The sequence below is a fragment of the Chryseobacterium sp. genome, assembly GCF_041914225.1.
GTDB lineage: Bacteria > Bacteroidota > Bacteroidia > Flavobacteriales > Weeksellaceae > Chryseobacterium.
This window is the reverse complement of record NZ_JAYSDT010000013.1, coordinates 45795-66929: the sequence shown is the minus strand read 5'-3', so window position 1 is coordinate 66929 and position 21135 is coordinate 45795. Positions and strand designations below refer to the sequence as shown.

13 protein-coding genes and 2 pseudogenes are annotated in these 21135 nt (G+C 38.1%); 12 read left to right on the top strand and 3 right to left on the bottom strand.

Annotated features, from left to right (window positions below; all coding sequences use genetic code 11):
- Window positions 1-92 precede the first annotated feature (92 nt).
- On the top strand, window positions 93-1160 hold the full coding sequence (locus ACE3RB_RS08220) for a DUF2891 domain-containing protein (RefSeq protein WP_374463788.1): 1068 nt from the start codon (window positions 93-95) through the stop codon (window positions 1158-1160).
- On the opposite strand, the gene ACE3RB_RS08215 is transcribed toward ACE3RB_RS08220, so the two are convergent.
- Entirely contained in the window at window positions 1157-1630 is a 474-nt protein-coding gene (locus tag ACE3RB_RS08215) for a DUF962 domain-containing protein (protein WP_374463787.1), read from the bottom strand. The two genes, ACE3RB_RS08220 and ACE3RB_RS08215, sit on opposite strands and share 4 nt — an antisense overlap.
- Before the next feature lie 73 nt (window positions 1631-1703).
- Here ACE3RB_RS08215 and ACE3RB_RS08210 point away from each other — a divergent pair, with 73 nt between their 5' ends.
- From ACE3RB_RS08210 to ACE3RB_RS08180, 7 genes and pseudogenes are all read left to right on the top strand, one after another.
- A complete protein-coding gene (locus ACE3RB_RS08210) occupies window positions 1704-2549 on the top strand; it encodes a helix-turn-helix domain-containing protein (RefSeq protein WP_374463786.1) in 846 nt (281 codons plus the stop codon).
- 89 nt (window positions 2550-2638) lie between these two features.
- A pseudogene (locus ACE3RB_RS08205) lies at window positions 2639-3298 on the top strand (TolC family protein); the annotation flags it as partial.
- Between the two features lie 75 nt (window positions 3299-3373).
- Window positions 3374-3724, top strand: coding sequence for a TolC family protein (locus tag ACE3RB_RS08200; RefSeq protein WP_374463810.1), 351 nt, complete (start codon window positions 3374-3376; stop codon window positions 3722-3724).
- Window positions 3709-4683: pseudogene (locus ACE3RB_RS08195) on the top strand (HlyD family secretion protein); the annotation flags it as partial. The gene ACE3RB_RS08200 and the pseudogene ACE3RB_RS08195, both read left to right, overlap by 16 nt.
- Window positions 4684-4791: 108 nt before the next feature.
- Window positions 4792-6384 carry an MFS transporter gene (locus ACE3RB_RS08190; RefSeq protein ID WP_374463785.1) on the top strand — a complete coding sequence of 531 codons (1593 nt, stop codon included), beginning with the start codon at window positions 4792-4794 and terminating at the stop codon, window positions 6382-6384.
- A gap of 358 nt (window positions 6385-6742) precedes the next feature.
- The gene (locus ACE3RB_RS08185) at window positions 6743-8953 is read left to right on the top strand and encodes a TonB-dependent receptor (protein ID WP_374463784.1); all 2211 of its coding nucleotides are present in this window, start codon (window positions 6743-6745) and stop codon (window positions 8951-8953) included.
- A 417-nt stretch (window positions 8954-9370) separates the two neighbouring features.
- On the top strand, window positions 9371-10075 hold the full coding sequence (locus ACE3RB_RS08180; protein ID WP_374463783.1) for a class I SAM-dependent methyltransferase: 705 nt from the start codon (window positions 9371-9373) through the stop codon (window positions 10073-10075).
- Between the two features lie 188 nt (window positions 10076-10263).
- Here ACE3RB_RS08180 and ACE3RB_RS08175 read toward each other — a convergent pair whose 3' ends face one another.
- Both ACE3RB_RS08175 and metG read right to left on the bottom strand, forming a co-directional pair.
- Window positions 10264-10929, bottom strand: a complete 666-nt coding sequence (locus tag ACE3RB_RS08175; RefSeq protein ID WP_374463782.1) for a hypothetical protein — start codon at window positions 10927-10929, stop codon at window positions 10264-10266.
- Between the two features lie 65 nt (window positions 10930-10994).
- Window positions 10995-13031 carry a methionine--tRNA ligase gene (metG, locus tag ACE3RB_RS08170; protein ID WP_374463781.1) on the bottom strand — a complete coding sequence of 679 codons (2037 nt, stop codon included), beginning with the start codon at window positions 13029-13031 and terminating at the stop codon, window positions 10995-10997.
- 334 nt (window positions 13032-13365) lie between these two features.
- On the opposite strand from metG, the gene ACE3RB_RS08165 reads away from it, so the two are divergent.
- The 4 genes from ACE3RB_RS08165 to ACE3RB_RS08150 all read left to right on the top strand — a co-directional run bounded on the left by ACE3RB_RS08165 (window position 13366) and on the right by ACE3RB_RS08150 (window position 21109).
- Window positions 13366-16128, top strand: a complete 2763-nt coding sequence (locus ACE3RB_RS08165) for a SusC/RagA family TonB-linked outer membrane protein (protein ID WP_374463780.1) — start codon at window positions 13366-13368, stop codon at window positions 16126-16128.
- 11 nt (window positions 16129-16139) lie between these two features.
- The gene (locus tag ACE3RB_RS08160) at window positions 16140-17741 is read left to right on the top strand and encodes a RagB/SusD family nutrient uptake outer membrane protein (RefSeq protein ID WP_374463779.1); all 1602 of its coding nucleotides are present in this window, start codon (window positions 16140-16142) and stop codon (window positions 17739-17741) included.
- A 17-nt stretch (window positions 17742-17758) separates the two neighbouring features.
- The gene (locus tag ACE3RB_RS08155) at window positions 17759-18877 is read left to right on the top strand and encodes a SusE domain-containing protein (RefSeq protein ID WP_374463778.1); all 1119 of its coding nucleotides are present in this window, start codon (window positions 17759-17761) and stop codon (window positions 18875-18877) included.
- 75 nt (window positions 18878-18952) lie between these two features.
- Complete coding sequence (locus tag ACE3RB_RS08150; protein ID WP_374463777.1) at window positions 18953-21109, top strand: glycoside hydrolase family 97 protein; 2157 nt, start codon at window positions 18953-18955, stop codon at window positions 21107-21109.
- Window positions 21110-21135: the final 26 nt, after the last annotated feature.

The following is a 21135-nucleotide window of genomic DNA, read 5'->3' as shown; positions in this document are numbered from 1 at the left end:
TCATATTACAGATTGGTCAGAATTCAGAATAAAAGCTTTCAAAACCGATTGGAAAAATTGCTGAAACTGTAAATTATTTCTATTTTTAATTCATGAAAAAAAGTCTTTTAGCATTTGTGTTTTCTCCATTTCTGATGTATGCCCAGGAAGCTCCGAAACTTACAGACGAAATGGCAATGAAGCTTTCCGATAAACCTCTTCACTGCATCAATCAGGAATATCCTAATAAAACGGCGCATATCATCAATAATGCAGGCGAAGTTCCTTTGACACCGAAAGATCTCCATCCCAGTTTTTATGGATGTTTCGACTGGCATAGCTCTGTTCACGGACATTGGATGCTGACAAGACTTTTGAAAACAAAACCCAACCTCTCCAATGCTAAGGAGATTGAAAAAATTCTGGATGAATCATTTCAGAAAGATAAGCTGCAGACGGAGGCAGACTATTTTACAAAATATCAGCTGACAGGAACTTTCGAGAGAACTTACGGCTGGGCGTGGATATTAAAACTGGATGAAGAACTCACCAACTGGGATCATCCGAAAGCTAAAACATGGCACCAGAATCTGAAACCATTAACACATCAGATCCTCAAATCCTGGAAAACGTATCTTCCAAAACAAACCTATCCCAACAGAACCGGAGTCCATCCGAATACCGCATTTGCTATGGCTTTTGCTATAGATTGGGCAAGAGCCAATAAAGATAAAGAGTTCGAAAATCAACTGATGGAAAAAGCGAAATACTTTTTCTTAAAAGATCAGAAAACACCCGCTTATCTGGAGCCGGACGGTTCAGATTTCTTTTCTCCAAGTCTTGAGATTGCAGACCTGATGCGCAGAGTGCTCCCTCAAAAGGAATTTGTACAGTGGCTGAATGCTTTCTATGAAAAAAGAAGTCTGGAGAATATTGAAAAAATTCCTGTTGTAAGTGATTTGAGCGATTATCAGACGGTTCACCTGGTGGGATTGTCTTTTTCCAAAGCATGGTGTATGAAAGGGATTTCAAATGCCCTTCCTGCCAATCATCCGCTGAAGAAAAGCTTCAGGAAGAAGGCAGATGTATTCCTGGCTAACGGTTTGCCGCTGCTTTTCCAGGGGAATTACGGAGGAGACCATTGGCTGGCCAGTTTTGCGGTTTATGCCCTGGAAGATTAATATCTGATTCCTGCTTTTTTGAAAATAAATCCTAAAAGCCAGATCGGTCCTATCAGCAGAAACTGAAGGTCTTTGAGAAAAGAAGGTTTTTGCCCTTCAATTTTGTGACCTATCCATTGGAAAATCCAGGTAATGATGAATACGGACAGATAAACTATCCAGGATTGCTTTCCAAAACTTATGTTGGTAAGATAAATGAAATGCTCCATAACAAGCATTACAGCAAGCATTACTACTGCGATTTTAAAAGAAAGCCTGATATAAAATAAAGTAATCAGAAGAATCACTATAAGGCTTACAATACTGATACATCCGAAATAGGAAGCACAGAAATGAGGTGCGGGAATCAGGGAGGCAAACCCCAGAATCGTCCAGAAAATCAGAGGTACACAAATCCAGTGAATGAACTTGTTTGTAGGGTTTCTATGGCTTTTACTATATTCGGCAAATAATAGATCAACCTTTCTCATACTGACAGAAAATTGGATTGATGCTAAAATAATAAAATTTTGTAATCACTGGTAAGATTGTTACATTTGTCCTATGTCTGCCTTAGAAAAGTTCGGAGTTGATATTTTTACGGAACGTAATATTTTCGAGCGAATAGCCGTTGGTAAGCCTTTTCGTCCCGATAATCCTGCTTTTATCTTTATTAAATCCGGAACCATAAAGCTCCGCCAGCATTTCAGTGATCTGGAAGTTTCTGCCAATATGTTTATGGTAACTGATCCCCAAACCATCTATGAAGTGGTAGGAGTGACGGGTGATTTTCAGTCAAGGATGGTTTCTTATAAAAGGGAATTCATTTCAGCATTATCATTAAAGTTTAACCGTCTGATTACTTATCGGTATTTCAGACAGCAGATGAATAAAGGGGTGCCTTTTCCTGAAGATGAAATGGAAGTAGTCTGGAAAAGTGTTAATTTCCTGAAGTATATCCTGGATTCTGATACCGATATGCTCTATAAGAAAGAGATGGTAGAGCATCTTTTCTCTGTTTTCTGCTATCAGATGGCGGGAATCATTTCAAAAGAGGACAACAGTTCTATGAATCAGATGTCCAGACAGGAAGAAATTGTATTTGTATTTCTTACCGATCTTGCTGAACATCATCTTACAGAAAGAACCGTTGAGTTTTATGCCGAAAGGCAGTCAATTACAACCAGACATCTTTCTTCCGTTGTGAAGACCATCACAAGTAAATCTGCGAGTCAGATCATTGCTTTAATTGTCATTAATGAAGCTAAAGTTCTCTTAAACTCTTCCAATAAACCGGTATCGGAGATTTCATCTATCCTTGGATTCAGTGATCAGTACTCATTTTCTCACTTTTTCAAGAAGCATCTGGAAGTAAGTCCTACACAGTACAGACATCAGTTCGAAAATTAAAATCTTACATTTGAACATCTTTTTCCAAAAATCAAACATTTGATTGATTTTGTTGTTGACCTAACTTTGCATCTGTAAAACAAGGTAAAATGACAAAGAAAATAAAAACAGCACTATCACTTTTGATAGCAGCTTTTCCTGCGCTGTTTTTTTCACAACAGATCAGGCAGATGACCGCCGGTGAGGTGGCGGAACTCGCTGTTCAGAATCATCAGCAGCTCAAAGTTTCCGCACAGAATATTGATATCGCAAAACAGAACACCAATGTTGCAAAGCTTCAGAAACTCCCATCAATTACAGCTTCTACAAGCCAGTTCTATTTAGGGGATGCAGTAGCCATTGATAAAGACTTTTCGAATTCTACAAACGTTCCGATGCCGCATTACGGAAGTTCTTACGCAGTTCAGGCAACACAACTGATTTTCAAAGGAGGTTTGGTGAACAAGTCTATTGAAATGGCCGGACTTCGTGAGCAGCTTTCCGAGCTTGATCTTGAAAAAAATAAGCAGGATGTTAAATTTCTGGTGATTTCCAATTAACTGGATGTCTATAAAATACAGAACCAGGAAGAAGTGTTTCAGAATAATAAAAAACTGGCTCAGGAACGTCTTAAAAATATCCAGAAATTCTATCAGCAGGGAATGGTGACCAGAAATGAAGTAATCCGTGGAGAACTGGCCATCAAAAATCTGGATCAGGGGATTCTGACCCTTTCTAACAATAAAAAAATCCTTAATTATAATTTAAATATTGCTCTGGGACTGCCTTCAGACACTGAAATTGTTCCCACAGAAAACTTAGAGAACAAAGAATCCGGAATAGGCATGGATTATTATATGAGCCTTGCGCATGAAAGCAACCCTTTGCTGAAATCTGCTCAAAAAAATATTGCAGTGGCAGATAAGAATATCGAAATTATAAAAACGGATAATATGCCTACCGTTGCCGGATTTGGAGGCTATACACTGCAAAGACCGATCACTACAAGAAATCCTGTTCTGGATATGTATTCGGGAGGCTGGCAGACAGGAGTTTCTTTAAGCTACAATATAGATGCGCTGTATAAAACGAAAGAAAAAGTAAAATTGGGTGAGCTGCAAAAGAACCAGGCGAATGATGCCATGACTCTGGTACAGCAGAATGTGGATATGGGAGTTTCGGATTATTCTGGTTAATACGTGATTATTTCCATATCGGGAGCAAAACCTACACGGAAGCAGCGCAGGTAGAAGAATTTATCAATCCTATCAATACCAGGGTTTCTGCTTATATCAAAGAAATAAAATTTATTGAACATCAAAGGGTAAAAAAAGGAGATACGCTGGTGATTTTAGATGACCGTGAAATCCTTACACAGCTTGGACAGGCCGAAGCAGCCTATCAGAATGCGATGGCTCAAAAAACAGCAACAAGCTCTTCTGTTAATACAGTTTCCAACAATATCAACGTTATGCAGTCTAATATTGTGGGCGCAAAAGCAAGATTATGGAACGCAGAACAGAATTTGAACAGATACAAAAACCTTCTGGCCGCAGAAGCTGTGACCAGACAGCAGTACGATCAGGTAAAAACAGAATATGATGCACAAAAGGCTGCTTATGAGACTTTAGTCAATCAAAAACAATCTGCAAATCTTTCCACTACAGAGGTGAAAAGCAGATTGGGAATCAACGATGCGGAGATTAAAAGAACGAAATCTGCACTGGATATGGCAAAGATCAATCTTTCGTATACCGTTATTACCGCACCTTATGACGGAGTAATGGGAAGGAGAACAATTTCTGAGGGGCAATTAATCCAGCCGGGACAACAAGTGGCAACGATCGTTCTGAACGGTCAGAAATGGGTAACCGCCAACTTCCTGGAAAGCCAGATGCCAAATATTAAAATCGGTGAGAAGATTTCCATGACAGCTGATGCTTTAGGCGGAAAAAAATTCGAAGGGGTAGTAACTGCCGTTTCAGCAGCTACCGGATCAAGATATTCAAGTGTTCCGACAGATAATTCTACCGGGAACTTCATTAAAGTACAGCAGAGAATTCCTGTAAGAATAGAGTTTACCGCTTCCAATAAAAAAGAAGATCTGGATAAACTCAGTGCAGGAATGAATATGAATGTGAATATCAGTCAGTAATAAAAGATTTAATCATTGAAAGATTAAAAAATTGGAAAATACGGAAGTTAAGCTGAAAACTTTCAGCCACTAATTTCCAGTTTCTAATCACTAACTTCTAAATTTATCATGTACAACAAAGGATTATATAGTGACTGGGTACCGAAACCCGTACAGCTTCTGCTGATTGTATTACTGCTTGCCGTGGTAATGCCTATTGGCGGGGTGTATACAGGGAATATCAGTTATCTTACAGGTGGTACCGGTGCTATGACGGAGTATTTCATGTGGGCCAATTATGCGACCACCATAGGAATGGGGGCTTGTATGCCTATCGTTTTAAGAATGAAGATGAGGTTCAAGGTGAGAGATAAAATGGTAGCCTTACTGATAATTCTCGCATTTCTGAACTTTGTGAATGCAACAACCTTACAGCCTATGGTTTTCGTGTTTACCTCTCTGCTTATCGGGTTTATGAAAATGATGGTTACCATAGAACTTTTTCTTCCGCTGATGATGATGATCGGAAACCGGGGAATGTTTTACGGTCTGTTTTATACATTTGTTCTGGTGATGAATCAGGTAGCGACATATTATGCTGCTGAAGTGGCTGTTTCTTATAACTGGCAGCAGTTTTATATCCTGACATCCGTGTTGTGTATGATACTGGCGCTGATTCATTGGATTTTTATGCATGATAAATATTTTGCTTTGAAAGTTCCTTTGCATTACATCGACTGGCTGAGTATTCTGCTTTTTATTTCCACGTTTATGTTTTCAGCTTACGTATTTTCGTTCGGGAAACAACAGGACTGGCTGAACTCCAGGAATATCATCAATGCCAGCATTGCGGCGTTTGTAAGCTTTGCATTGCTTACCATTCGTCAGCTGACATTAAAGAGACCTTATCTTTCCTTTAAAATATTTTCAAAAAACAATGTGCAGCACGGTTTATTTATGCTACTGTGGCTGGGAATGTTTTTAGGTACCGCATCTATTCAGAATACATTTGCAGTAGGGGTTTTAGGATATGATTCGGTGACCAATGCAAAGCTGAGTATGATGATGATTCCCGGAATTATGATAGCAGGTGTGATTGCTGTTTTCTGGTTTAAAAAAGAGAAACCTTTGAAAATGTTTATCTTTTCAGGCTTTGCTGCCATGATGGGATATACCATTATCATGTACTTTTCAATGGTTCTTGAATTTAATTATGATAACTGGTATCTACCGATGCTTCTGAAAGGCTATGGAATGTGTTCACTGTTTATCTCAATCTGGTTTTATACGCTGGATAAGCTTGAAATGGATGATATGCTGGCAGCAATCGGGCTTGTACTGGTTTGGAGAACTTTCCTTGCGGTGGGTGTTTTTTCAGCAATATATTCCTGGTTTCAATATCGTTTTCAGGTAATGGGAATTGGAGATCTTGCCGTGTATATGGATGGAATGACGGTTACTCCCCAGAATGTAGCCTCCAACATGAAAACCATTCAACTGAATGCAATTATTATAGCTGGTAAAAAGCTGTTCGGATATATTATTCTGGCTGGTATCGGAGTATTGGTTTATGTGCTTACCCATCATTTCGGAAGAGAACGTTTCCAGTACTTAAGATTTATAAGAGTTCTTGGCGGTAAATCTGTTATCGCGAGAAGGAGACTTCGCGAAAGAAAAAAATTATTGGAAGAAATAAAAGATGCAGCTGGTCCTGCGGTATAAAAGAAACCTTGTTTTTCACTAGTAAAATCCTGGTCCTTTGTTGGGCTGGGATTTTACGTTTTTAAGAAGATGTCAAATTTTAAACTTTTTTGAAACATTAAGATTGTATTAAGGTGTTTAGAGTGTTTAGAGTATTAAGATGAACTTCGCATTAAGCTTAAAAATCAGAATGATTTATCTTAACTATACTTTATTCCTTAATCCTTCTTAATGGTTTTTATATATATCCAGATTTAGAAAACTTTTCTGTAAAAAGATATTTACCATCACAAAATAAGGGAAAATCTCATATTTCATTATTTTTATTCTTTCTAAATAAGAATTATCTTTGCGGCATTATAAACGTTGAATAGAAAGAATGAAAAAGCAGTATGCGTTCATAGGTCTTTTAACTTCCGGAATGATGTTTTCCCAGACAGTGAAAGATTCTATTGTCTCTAAAGGTATTGAAGATGGGGTGATCGTAGCCTCCAGAAAACCTACAAAGATTTCAGAAGTTCCCGGAACGGTTTGGGTAGTACAGAAAGAAAAGATCCGGGAGCAGGCCAAAAGCGGAGTTCCTATCAAAGAAATGTTGTCAATCCTGATTCCTTCCATGGATATCGGTCCACAGGGAAGAACCAATTACGGACAGAATATGAGAGGACGTTCTGCACTGGTAATGATTGACGGAGTTTCTCTGAACAGTATCCGTGCCATAAGCCGTCAGCTGGATGCGATTGATCCTTTCAATATTGAAAGAATTGAAGTGCTTTCAGGGGCAAGTTCAATCTATGGAGGTAATGCTACCGGCGGAATCATCAATATTATCACAAAAACACCTTCCAAAAAGGGAATCAGTGGTGAAACAGAACTAGGGGTACGTACAGGATTCATGGGAAAAGATGACCATGATTTCCGTGCCGCTCAATCTATTGCGGCTAAAGGAGACAAGTTCTTTGGTAGACTGGGAGTTGCTTATCAGCAGAATGGTGGAGTGTATGGAGCAGATCAGAAACAGCTGTTTACAGATATTACCCAGACGGATCTTCAGTATAACCAATCCATTGACATCTTGGCTACCGGAGGGTATCAGTTTAACAACAAACATAAAATAACAGCTTCTGTTCAGTATTACAATTCTAAATTTAATGGAGACAGAAGTTTATATTTAGGTGAAAATTTAAGTGCCTTCACTACAAAAAATCCTTCTTTACTGGAAATGAGAGATGGTTTTTCATCCGATAAGAATGTAGGTACAGAACGTTATATGGGCACAGTCGCCTATAACGGAAATGGTATTTTAGGCGGACAGGACCTTTATGTACAGCTGGCAACCCGCGGCGAAAAATTAGGATTTTATCCATTCCCGGGAAATGTTACATTACAGACAGGAAAAATACCATACATGTCTTCATCACAGCAGGATACTTATTATTCCGGGATTAAAGCTTTATTATCAAAATCATGGCGCGGACTGAACGTTACCTATGGAGCAGATTTTGATTTTGAGAAATTTGAAGGGACACAATCCGTTTATGATATGGCCAAAACAATGTCCAGTGGAGGTTTAGTGAACGAAACCAAATACAACCTGGGAAGATATCCTACCAACCATTCACAAAGTTACGCAGGATATGTTCAGGCAAAATACAACATTCTTCCAAAACTGCAGTTGAATGCAGGAATCCGTTACCAGCATATCAACGTAAAAATGGACGATTTTGTAGGTTCAGAACAGCAGACCCAGGTTGCCATGGGCTATGGAAGTTCAGCATCCGCAATTCCGGGTGGTGAAAGTTCTTATAATGTAACATTGGCCAATGCCGGATTATTATACAAATTCAATGAGCAGCACCAGGTTTGGGGAACTTTTTCTCAGGGGGCAAGTTTAGCAGATCCTGCCAAGTTTTACGGAATCGGTCAATATAAACTTGTGGGAACCAACTGGGATGTCATATCCAGTATCAATGTGAAAGAACAGCCGCTGCAGGCAATCAAAACAAATCAGTTTGAAGTAGGATACCGTGTCAACAAAGGTGGTTTAAGAGCGCAGGTTGCCGGTTTCATGAGCAATTCTGATAAAACGGTTGCTGTAGATAAAAAGACGTTCCAGATTCTCGTAAATGATCTGAAACTAAGAAATATGGGAATTGAAGCCGAAGTTTCCTATGCTTTAAGCAATGGAGTGTATTTCGGAGCCAGCGGACTTCTGATCAAATCTGAAGTAGACAACAAAGGAGAATGGCAGAAACAGGAGATTTATAATGCTTCTCCTTCAAAACTGGTAACCTATATCGGGTATAACATTAAAAACTGGTCATTCAGATTCCAGTCTCTGCAGAATTTCAAACAGAAAGACGAGCTTAATAATGTGGTGGAAGGCTACAATACTTCCGATCTGATGATAGGATACAGGTTCAACTGGGGAAAATTCAACTTAGGAATCCAGAATATATTTAATACAGATTATCAGACAATATGGAGTAAGCGTTCCCAGGTTTTGTATTCTACTTACGGACTTCCGGAATTGTTTAATTACAAGGGAAGAGGAAGAACATTCAACCTGTCTTATACTTTTGAATTTTAGAAATAATTGGGATTTAAAATATCCTGATCTGAAAACATATTGTATTCAAATCTGGTTTCTGGGCTTGATCGGAAACCGGATTTTATTTAAAAAATCAGTTATGGCTAAATTTCAACTAGGCAGGAATCAATAATATAACGTAAATTTCTTTTAACGCTGAGACCGCAAAGTTCTAATCCGGCCTGAAAGTAATTTCGTTCGCAAAGGTATTTCATTTAGCTAAGATATTTACTGTTTCATTGCTGAGTAAAATGCCTTAGCGAACTTAAAGAGTACGCGGGTCTCAAAAAAAATTGCGATCTATTGCGTTATAATAATGGCATCCAACCGCTTTAATGAAAAACAATAAGAGCCCGTAACTCAAAAACCTGAATCACAAACTTTGAACTTTAGTTTCTGAAGCTGTATCTTTGCACTATGAAAGATTTAATGGGCAGAGCGATCTGGGATTACTACCACAATGAAAATCCGGAGGATCTGCAGACTGAAACATCAATTTCCGAGCTGGATGAACTTCCGGTAGAATATTTATTCCGGGATTTTGAAGAAATGAACGATATAGAGCAGAAAGCGCTGCAGTTATCCGAAGGAAAAGTTCTGGATATCGGTGCAGGGGCAGGTTCTCATTCGTTATACCTTCAGAACGAAAGAAATCTTGATGTAACGGCATTGGATATTTCACCCAAATCTGTTGAGATTTGTAAGCTGAGAGGAATTAAAAAAGCGGTTTGTGAAAATATGCTTGACTTTTCCGGTGAAACATTCGATACAATCTTACTGCTGATGAACGGTACCGGGGTTTTTGAAAGCCTGGCAAAAATTGATACCTATCTTCAGAAGCTGCATACCTTATTAAATGATAAAGGCCAGATCCTGATCGACAGTACGGATATCCTTTATATGTTCGACCGTGATAAAGATGGCGGAGTCTACATTCCTGCAGGCGGATATTATGGTGAACTGGATTATGTGGTTCATTATAAAGGTGAATCTGAAGAACCGATTACCTGGCTGTATCTTGATTTTAATACCTTGAAAAATGCCGCCACAAATAATGGTTTTAAAATAGAAAGAGTTTTGAAGGATGAAGATTCTTACCTGGCAAAGCTTACCAAAAAATAATTATTACAACAAGTCATTGCGAGCTGAAAGCGAAGCAATCTCATAAATTCATATATGGTCATTCTGTAAACCGGAATGACTTTTTTGTACCCATCCTAGCCCCGATAGAAACGGTTACCCCACAGCATGCGGTTGGCTCTTTGGCAAGGCGCGAGGAGTAAGAGTGGATAGCGGGAATCAGCTCCTTATTATTGTCTGAATATATTGATAGCTCTTGCCAACGGATAAAAAGAAAACCATTCCGGGGAATAGAAATACATCAGAACAGCAGTTCCGGCGCATAAAACAACAGGAAGAATATAAGATTGTTCACGGTAAGGAAGTTTTTTTGGAGTCGCAACAGCGCTGATGGCAAGTAAACCCAAAGCTCCTGCTGCAATGACACCAATTTCGGGACTGTATCTGGAAGTTGTACCAAAGTCAAAATGGGAAAGCAGAACGTATTTTTGAAACATAAAGAAAAGAAAACCAAATGCCAGTGCTAAGAGGCTTGCAAGATATTTTTTTAGTTTGACTAAATTAAGGAAGAGTAAAACAGACCCCGGAATCGGAGAGAAAAAAACAGAGCTGACCAAAATAGTCCTTCGGGAATAAAGCTTAACAGCCTTCGGATCTTCTGTGATATGGTCTTTCCAAACTTCTGCCTCTTTGGTACGTTTTGCTTCCTCTTCTTCCTTTTTGTGCTGAATCAATTGCTGAACAGCTGTCTTTTCCTGCTCACTGAAAATACGGCCTCTTTCTTCCAGAATTTCAAAAGCGATCTGAACGGCTTCAGGAACAAAGCGGTTGCTTTCTTTTAAATATCCCTCTAATTCCTGATTGGAAAGTTTTCTTAACACACTTTCATTGACCATAACTATTATTTAAAAGAAAGGCTGCTTCTAGTGAAACAGCCTGTTATCTTTATAAAGATTTTTAATTATCCGATCTCAATACCGTTCTCAACATTGCTGTCGTCCGGTGTTACGAAAGATAATTTTCCGTCTGGTTTTGTTGTTAATAATAACATTCCCTGAGACTCAATTCCTCTGATTTTTCTTGGAGCAAGGTTCAGAAGGATCATTACCTGCTTCCCGATAACCTCTTCAGGTGTGAAGCTTTCCGCAATACCGGAAACAACAGTTCTTACATCTACTCCTGTATCTACAGTAAGCTTAAGTAATTTATCTGCTTTTTCTACTTTTTCAGCTTCAATAATCGTAGCTGTTCTAAGATCTATTTTAGTAAAGTCTTCAAACGTGATCTCCTCTTTCATTGGGTTTGCGTTAGGGTTTGTTTTTTTATTGTTTTGTTTTGTGTCTTCCAGCTTTTGGATCTGAGCTTCGATTACGTCGTCTTCAATTTTTGAGAAAAGAAGAGACGATTCGTTGATTTTGTGACCTGTTTCAATTAATACTGATTGGTTTTCAATAGTATTCCAGTCTTTCTTTTCAACATTGAACATATTCAATAGCTTTTCTGAACTGAAAGGCATAAAAGGTTCACATAACTGAGCTAATGCAACAGCTATTTGAGCTCCAACGAATAAAGATTGAGCTGCTTTTTCAGGATTATCTTTAATCGTTTTCCAAGGCTCTTCAGTCTGAAGATACTGGTTCCCAAAACGGGCAAGGTTCATTAATGCAGTTAATGAATTTCTAAACTCATAATTTTCAAGGAATCCTGAAATTTCTTTTGCCGATTTACTTATTTCCTGCAGTTCCGGACTGTTTACATCACCCTGTGGAACAATACCATCATAATATTTATGAATAAGAACAGCAACTCTGTTGATAAAGTTTCCGAAGATACCTACCAATTCAGAATTATTCTTAGTCTGGAAATCTTTCCATGTAAAGTTATTATCTTTTGTTTCCGGAGCAGATGAAAGAAGTGCATATCTCAACACATCCTGCTGTCCGGGGAAGTCTTCCACATATTCATGAGCCCATACTGCCCAGTTTCTTGACGTTGAAATCTTATCGTTCTCAAGATTCAGGAATTCAAAAGCAGGAACATTAGCCGGCATAATATAATCACCGTGCGCCTTCATCATTGAAGGGAAAATAATACAGTGGAATACAATATTATCCTTTCCGATAAAGTGTACCAGATCGCTGTCTTCACTCTGCCAGTAGTCTTTCCAATCTTTCCCGTTTTTCTCTGCCCATTCTTTGGTGAAAGAAATATACCCGATAGGAGCATCAAACCATACATATAATACTTTTCCTTCGGCATTCGGAAGTGGAACCGGAACTCCCCAGTTCAGGTCTCTGGTCATGGCGCGAGGCTTAAGACCGTCATTCAGCCAAGATTTAACCTGTCCGTATACGTTAGGTTTCCAGTCATCTTTATGGCCTTCAATGATCCATTCGTTTAAGAAATCTTCATATTCATTTAATGGGAGGTACCAGTTTTTTGTTTCTTTAAGGATAGGAACATTTCCGCTAAGCATTGATTTCGGATTGATCAGCTCAGAAGGAGAAAGGGTAGTACCACATTTCTCACACTGGTCTCCGTAAGCGTTTTCATTACCGCAATTAGGACAAGTTCCTACAATATAACGGTCAGCAAGGAACTCGCCAGCCTGCTCATCAAAATACTGTTCAGAAACTTCTTCAGTGAATTTTCCTTTTTCATATAAAACCTTGAAGAAATCCTGACTGGTTTCATAATGCTTTTTAGACGTTGTTCTTGAATATTCATCAAATGAAATTCCCAGGTCAGAAAAAGATTTTTTAATGATCCCGTGATATTTGTCAACGATATCCTGAGGGGTTACCCCTTCTTTTTTGGCTCTTATGGTAATAGGAATCCCGTGCTCATCTGAACCACAGATAAACGCTACATCTTTTCCTAATCTTCTCTGAAATCTTGCGTAAACATCCGCAGGAATATAAACACCTGCCAAATGTCCTATATGAACCGGCCCGTTTGCATAAGGCAAAGCTGCCGTAATCATCTTTCTGTTTGACATTTATAGTAAAGTTTTGACTGCAAAGATAAGGAATATCTGTTGAATACCGCTATTGGGGGTGTTATTATGATGCAGAATAGGATTTTTAAAGCGTAAACCTAAAATAAAGTTAAACAATTGTTTAACATTTTCCTAAATTGAAATAAATATTATGCAAAGCATAAGACGTTGTAAAATATTGTATCTTAAAAAACTAACTAAAACGGGTTTCGTAATATACATAATTTTAACTAAAATTATATTAAATTTATAATAATTCTAATTTTTTTTTAAATTGCGAGTCTGGCTTGATGCTAAAATATGACTGAAAACGAAACTATAAAAAAATAAGATTGTGAAGAATTTTACAACAGTATTAAAAATCGCGCCCGCTTTTTTACTGGCCAGTACAGTAATGCATGCGCAGAAAAAGGACTCTGTTCCTCAGGAGAAGAAAATTGATGAAGTTGTATTGATCGGGTATGGAAAGCAGAAAAAATCTGATCTTACCGGTTCCATAACTTCTGTTACAGCGAAAGACTTCAACGGAGGAGCTACATCTGCGGGGCAACTTATACAGGGTAAAACACCAGGGGTGCAGATTACCAATAACAGTGGAGCGCCTGGATCGGGTACAAAAATCAGAATCAGGGGGACTTCTTCTTTAAGTGGAGAGAACTCACCTTTGATTGTAATTGACGGAGTTCCTCAGGACTTTGTAGGAATGAATGGGGTGTCAGATCCTTTATCATTAATTAACCCGAATGATATTGAAACATTTGATATCCTTAAGGATGCTTCTGCCACCGCAATCTATGGTAACAGAGCTTCTAATGGGGTTATCCTGATTACAACTAAGAAAGGAACAGCAGGGAAATTTAAGTTGAATTTTTCAACAGTGACTTCAGTTTCTACTAAAATGGGAAAAGTGGATGTATTAAATGCTCAGGAATTTAGGGATTTTGTTAATACATATGCGCCTGCTGGCTATAAAACGAAACTTGGGAATGCTAATACCGACTGGCAGAATCAAATTTACCAGGCAGCATGGGGTACCGATAATAATGTAGCTCTTTCCGGAGGTATTAAAGGTCTGCCATACCGTTTATCATTAGGTTATAACGAGCAGAATGGTATCGTAAAATCAAATTCTTTCCGCAGAACTTCCGTAGGATTGAACTTAAACCCTAAATTCTTTGACAATCATTTATCAGTGAATGTAAATGCAAAAGGAACATTTACAGATAATAGATTTGTAGACGGTGGAGTGATCAAGGCTGCTACTTATTTTGATCCTACACAACCTGTATATTCAGGAAACTCTAATTATGGTGGTTATTATGAATGGCTGGATTCAGGATCTGTAACAGGATATAATGTAAATGCCAATTCTAACCCACTTGGGATGATCAATGGTGTAAGAGATGTGTCTTCTGTGCTTAGAGGATTGGGAAATATTCAGCTAGATTATAAACTTCATTTTCTTCCAGATCTCCACTTCAATGTAAATGCCGGATACGATTATACAAAAAGTGAAGGACACAAATTTAAAGACGCTCGCCTGAGACCTGGCTTTGAAGATAAAGGAAGCTCAAATTTCTATTCTATGGAAAAGAAAAACAAGCTTTTGGAAACTTACTTTAATTATGTGAAAAATATCAGTGCGATTAATACTGGTGTTGATATTACAGCAGGTTATTCCTATCAGGATTTTAACATTTCAATCCCCGGAGCAATAACCTATAGAGGAAATGGTACGACACTACCTCCTGATTTGGATTTTAAAACACAAAATACCCTGATTTCCTTCTATGGAAGAGCTATTTTTACTATAGCTAATAAATATATTATTTCAGGATCAGTTCGTAAGGATGGTTCTTCAAGATTCTTTAACGGAACGAGAGATAATGTATGGGGAGTATTCCCGGGAGTTTCATTAGCATGGAAACTTAATGAAGAGAGTTTCATTAAAAATATATCTGCTATCAGTACTTTGAAATTAAGAGCAGGATGGGGTAAAACAGGACAGCAGGAATTGCCGGCGCTGGGAATCAATGGTAATAAGCCAAATAATTACCCGGCATTTGCGGCTTATAATCCTAGTTATCCCGGAGCAGGTTATCAGTTCGGAAATGAATTCTATTTTATGTTCAGACCTGCTAACTATAATCCAAACCTTACCTGGGAAACAACAACTACTAAAAACTTAGGATTAGACTTTGGCTTTAATAAAAACAGAATTACAGGATCAATAGATGTTTTCAGAAAAGATACCAAAGACCTTCTTGTATATGCTGATGAACCTGCAGGAGGTTTAAGTAATGCAAGCTGGCAGAATGTTGGGGATATGAAAAATGAAGGGATTGAAGGGAGTATTACTGTAATTCCGGTTAAAAATCAAAATACAACCTGGGAAGTAAGTTTTAATGCTACTCATTACAAGCCTGTAATTACAAAGCTTAAAGACAGGGCTGATGAATCATTCAATATGGAAGTGGGAGGAATTGAAGGAGGTTCCGGAAACAGGATTCAGGCTCATGCAGTAGGGTATGCACCCAATTCATTCTGGGTGTATCAGCAGGTTTATGATACCAATGGAAAACCGGTTGACGGGGCTTATGTAGACAGAAACGGAGATGGAATAATCAATACAAAAGATATGTATTATTACAAATCTACCACACCTGACGCCATTTTAGGTTTCTCTACAAAAGTATCTCATAAAAACTGGGATTTTGCATTAAGTGCAAGAGCTGTCTTAGGAAACTATGTATATAATAATGCCGCATCCAACAGTTCGTTGCAGTCAGCATCCACAAATGAATACCTTCAAAATGTATTTGCAACAGCACCGCAATATCAATTTTCTGTTCCTCAATATAAATCAGATATTTACGTTGAGAATGCATCATTCCTGAGATTAGATAATATCAATATCGGGTATAATTTTGGTGAAGTCTTTTCTAAAGGAAGCAATCTGAAAGTCTATGGAATGGCACAAAATGTTTTTGTTATCACTAAATATTCGGGAGTAGATCCTGAAGTTTTTGGTGGAATAGACAATGGTTACTATCAAATGCCTAGGATTTACTCTTTAGGTTTTAACTTCCAATTTTAAATAAAAATTCAATGAAACTAAATAGAATTAAACTTAAGAATATAGTATTGCCACTTTCAGCAGTATTTTTATTGACAGCAACATCTTGTGTAAAAGATCTTGAAAGAGAACCTATTACAGATGTTACTTCAGCAAGTATTTATAAGGATTTTGGCAACTATAAAAATGTTTTGGCTAAACTCTACGGAGGTCTTGCTATGGGTGGTCAGATTAGTGGAGACGGAGATCAGCCTGATAGTGATATTAATGGAATCAATGGTGGTTTTTCTCAATATACAAGATTAATGTATACTTTGAATGTAGTGACAACCGATGAAGCAGTCATAGGGTGGAATGACGGAAATCTTCATACCATGCATAAAATGACATGGGATGCTTCCAATGAGTTTATTGCTGCTATGTATTATAGAATATATACAGAAATTGCTTTTTGTAATGAGTTCTTAAGAAATGTTACCGATGAAAAATTAGCTTCCAATAATATTACAGGAGACAATCTTACTCAGGCAAAATTAATGAGAGCAGAAGCCCGTTTCCTGAGAGCACAATCATATTATCATGCAATTGATATGTTTGGAAATGTTCCTTTTGTAGATGAATCTTATTTGCCGGGATCTATCAATCCGCCACAAAGGATAGAAAGAAAAGCATTATTTAATTATATAGAATCTGAATTGCTTGCTATAGCAGGGGAGTTAAAAGATCCTAAAACAAATGAGTATGGCAGAGCAGATAAAGCTGCTGTTTGGGCATTGTTGGCAAAATTATATTTAAATGCTGAAGTTTATACAGGAACCCAAAGAAATACAGACTGTATTACATACTGTAACAAAGTGATTGCAGCAGGATATTCTTTAAAACCGAAATATGATGACCTGTTCCTTGCTGATAATAATATCAATAACCCGGAGCAGATTTTAAGCGTAAATTTTGACGGAATCAATACACAGACCAATGGAGGAACGACTTATCTTGTCCATGCTGCAATAGGTGGTGATATGAAAGCTGCTGACTTTGGCGTGAATGGCGGATGGAGTGGTTTAAGAACTACAAAAGCATTTGTTGGGCTGTTTCCAGCTAATGGAAGTGATAAAAGAGGAAGATTCTTTACTGCAGGACAGAATTTAGAAATTAATGATCTGGGATCATTCACAGATGGTTATGCTTTTATCAAATTTAAAAATGTTAAAAGTAACGGATCTGCAGGGGCTCATACCAACTGGGTTGAAGCTGATATCCCGTTATACCGTTTAGCTGACATCTATCTGATGTATGCTGAAGCTGTGTTGAGAGGGGGTGCTGGTGGTAATCAGGCGACGGCAATCGGTTACATCAATCAGCTGAGACAACGTGCTTATGGAGATACAAGCGGAAACGTTTCTTCTATCAATCTGAATTTTATTTTAGATGAAAGAGCCAGAGAATTATCCTGGGAAATGACCAGAAGAAGTGATCTTATCCGTTTCAACAAGTTTACAACAGGAGATTATTTATGGCCATGGAAAGGAAATGTGAAAGATGGTAAAGCTGTAGAAAGCTATAGAAATCTTTTCCCGATCCCGGCGAAAGATATTGTAGCCAATCCTAATCTGATTCAGAATCCTGGATATTAATTTAAAATCCTGCTAAAATGAAAAATTTGTTCAAAATATTAGCCTTAGTTTTTACCGGACTATTAGTTTTTTCCTGTGAAAAAGATGAAGATCAGGCGGTTATTAATGAAACATCAGCCGGTAAAATATCAGCTGATAAAAGCGCGGTTATCCTTAATGAGCTTAATGCCAATGATGCCGTAATCACTTTTACATGGACAAAACCCACTTTTAATATTGCTGTAGTTCCTACTCAAAAAGTAGAATTCGGAATCAAAGGTGATGGTTTCAAAAAAAGTGCTGCCATAGACTTTTCGAATGATTTGACATCAGGTGCTGTAACTAACGCAGCAATGAATGCTGCAATGTTTTCTATCGGAGCTGTTCCTGACGTAGTGAATGATATCGAGGTAAGATTGAAAACCTCAGTGGGATCAGCAGCTTTTTACTCTAATGTAATCGCGCTTAAAGTTACACCTTATACTCCAAATCCGGATTTGGTATATCCTAAGATCAATGTTCCTGGTAGCTATGCTGGAGCAGCTGGTTATGCAAACTGGACTCCGGCCAACTCACCGAATTTGTTTTCTCCTGGAAAGAATGACGAATACAGAGGATTTATTTGGATCAATACTGTTGCTGGTGTTGAGGATGGAAAATATAAATTTGCAATCAATCAGGACTGGCCGGGAAATAAAGGTGATGATGGAACCAAGACAGGAAAATTAAAAGCTGATGGGGATAATATAAAAGCGCCAGCTGCAGGAACGTATTATATTAAGGTAAATTGGGCTGCAAATACCTATTCTTCAGTTATTGCAAACTTCGGAGTTATCGGGGATGCAACACCTACGGGATGGGGATCGGATACGGATTTTGTATATAATCCTGCAACCAAAACGTTTGTGATCAATTCAATTGCATTATCCAATAACGGAGTATTTAAATTCAGAGCCAATGATGATTGGGCAATGAAGTTCCAGCCAAAAGATGCAGATCAGACTTTGGTTTCCGGAACAGCTGTTCAGTCTTATTTAAGTTCAGAGAATACAGTAACAGGAGATCCTGCATATAAAGTTTCCCAGGCAGGAAATTATAAAATTGAACTGGATTTACACAATTCAGCATACTACAAATTAACCGTTACTAAATTGTAAATCAAACTAAACTAAAATAAAGCAAAGTGCTGCTTTACCGCAGCACTTTATTTTTTAAGTTAATAAATAGTCATTATGAAGAAAATTACAGTTGGAGCACTTTTGCTCTCAATGATGTTTACAGGTGTGAAAGCCCAATCTTTAAAATCTCCGGACGGGAAGTTCGAAATGAACTTTCAGCTGAAAGGAGGAGTACCTTACTACAACCTGAAATACAATGGTGCGGTAGTGGTGGAAGATTCTAAATTGGGACTGAGATTATTTAAAGACACAGCTATAAAGTTCGCTTCTGAGATTGCCAAACCAGAAGATGCAAAATACGATCTGAACAACGGTTTTGCAAAAACAGATGAAAAAAGAGATTCCAAAAATGAAACCTGGCAGCCGGTTTTAGGGGAAAAGAAAAATTATATCAACCATTATAATGAGCTGGCGGTTACCCTGAACCAGGCCTCTACAGACAGAAGTATTGTGGTAAAGTTCAGATTGTTTAATGATGGGCTTGGATTCCGGTATGAATTCCCGCAGCAAAAAAATCTTAACTATTTTGTGATCAGAGAAGAAGATTCTGAAATCGATTTCCCTACCGATATGAAGGCATGGTGGATCGTGGCAGATTATGACTCTCAGGAATATCAGTATCAGGAAACAAAAGTATCCGAGATTCCTGCAAAATGGGACAAGGCATACGATGCAAACGCTTCCCAGTCATTGGTGAAAAACGCAGTCCAATCTCCTTTAATGCTTAAAAAAGAAGGAAAAGAACCTCTATATATCAACGTTGCTGAAGCAGCCGTATTGGATTATCCTGCTTCACATCTTGAAGTAGATGCACAGAATTATAAATTCAAAACGCACTTAACAGCTGACAGACAAGGAGCGAAAGGATATATTCAGACCCCATCGGTAACTCCGTGGAGAACCATTATTGTAGCACCGAAAGCAGAGCAGGTAATGGATTCCAAAATGATCTTCAACCTGAACGAGCCTACAAAATATACCGATACCTCTTACATACATCCTACAAAATACATGGGTGTCTGGTGGGAAATGATCATCGGAAAGTCACAGTGGGCATATTCTACTGCTGAAAATGTACATTTAGGTAAAACAGATTTTACAAAGCTGACTCCAAACGGAAAACATGCAGCCAATAATACAAAAGTTAAAGAATATATTGACTTTGCTGCAGAAAACGGATTCCAGGGATTACTGATCGAAGGTTGGAATATTGGTTGGGAAGACTGGTTCGGACACTCAAAAGAATTTGTTTTCGATTTCATTACGCCTTACCCGGATTTTGACATTAAAATGTTGAATGAATATGCGCATTCAAAAGGGATTAAGCTGATCATGCACCACGAAACTTCAGGTTCTGCAACGAACTATGAGAGGTGGGCAGACAAAGCATTCCAAACCATGAAAAAATATGGATATGATGCCGTAAAAACCGGATATGTAGGAGATATCATTCCTAGAGGAGAACATCATTATTCTCAATGGACCATTAATCATTATTACAGAATTGCAGAAAAAGCAAATGACTATAAAATAATGGTTAATTCTCACGAATCTGTACGTCCTACAGGAGAAAGCCGTACCTATCCGAACTATATCTCTGCAGAAGCAGCCCGTGGAACAGAGTATGAAGCGTTCGGAGGAAATAAGCCTGATCACCAGACAGTTCTTCCTTTCACAAGATGGATGGGAGGTTCTATGGATTATACACCGGGAATTTTCCAGACGAAGCTGGACTATTACTTCCCTGGAGATAACCGTTTTGTAAAAACTACGCTGGTAAAACAGCTGGCACTTTATGTGACAATGTATATGCCGCTTCAGATGGCTGCGGATCTGCCTGAGAACTACAAAAAACATATGGATGCATTCCAGTTTATCAAGGATGTGGCAGCAGATTGGGATGATACAAAAATCCTGGCCGCTGAACCTGGTGATTATGTGGTGACAGCAAGAAAAGCAAAAGGTACTGAAAACTGGTTTGTGGGAGGTATTACCGATGAAAACAAACGTGAATACACTGTAGACTTCTCATTCCTTGATAAAGGAAAGAAATATGAAGCAACGATCTATGAAGATGGAAAAGATGCTGATTATATCGATAATCCTCAAAGTTATAATATCTATAAAAAAGAGATTACAGGTAAATCAAAAATTAATTTTAAAATGGCAAGAAGCGGCGGTTTCGCAATTTCTATCAAGCCTGTAAAATAATTTTTAAGATACACTAAGGTGCCCCG

Excerpts from the sequence above, each read along its gene's own strand:
- ACE3RB_RS08185 (WP_374463784.1), top strand. The coding sequence starts at position 6,743 with ATGAAAAAGCAGTATGCGTTCATAGGTCTTTTAACTTCCGGAATGATG.
- ACE3RB_RS08215 (WP_374463787.1), bottom strand. The coding sequence starts at position 1,630 with ATGAGAAAGGTTGATCTATTATTTGCCGAATATAGTAAAAGCCATAGA.
- ACE3RB_RS08160 (WP_374463779.1), top strand. The coding sequence starts at position 16,140 with ATGAAACTAAATAGAATTAAACTTAAGAATATAGTATTGCCACTTTCA.
- ACE3RB_RS08220 (WP_374463788.1), top strand. The coding sequence starts at position 93 with ATGAAAAAAAGTCTTTTAGCATTTGTGTTTTCTCCATTTCTGATGTAT.
- ACE3RB_RS08200 (WP_374463810.1), top strand. The coding sequence starts at position 3,374 with ATGGATTATTATATGAGCCTTGCGCATGAAAGCAACCCTTTGCTGAAA.
- ACE3RB_RS08210 (WP_374463786.1), top strand. The coding sequence starts at position 1,704 with ATGTCTGCCTTAGAAAAGTTCGGAGTTGATATTTTTACGGAACGTAAT.
- ACE3RB_RS08150 (WP_374463777.1), top strand. The coding sequence starts at position 18,953 with ATGAAGAAAATTACAGTTGGAGCACTTTTGCTCTCAATGATGTTTACA.
- ACE3RB_RS08155 (WP_374463778.1), top strand. The coding sequence starts at position 17,759 with ATGAAAAATTTGTTCAAAATATTAGCCTTAGTTTTTACCGGACTATTA.
- ACE3RB_RS08180 (WP_374463783.1), top strand. The coding sequence starts at position 9,371 with ATGAAAGATTTAATGGGCAGAGCGATCTGGGATTACTACCACAATGAA.
- ACE3RB_RS08175 (WP_374463782.1), bottom strand. The coding sequence starts at position 10,929 with ATGGTCAATGAAAGTGTGTTAAGAAAACTTTCCAATCAGGAATTAGAG.
- ACE3RB_RS08190 (WP_374463785.1), top strand. The coding sequence starts at position 4,792 with ATGTACAACAAAGGATTATATAGTGACTGGGTACCGAAACCCGTACAG.
- metG (WP_374463781.1), bottom strand. The coding sequence starts at position 13,031 with ATGTCAAACAGAAAGATGATTACGGCAGCTTTGCCTTATGCAAACGGG.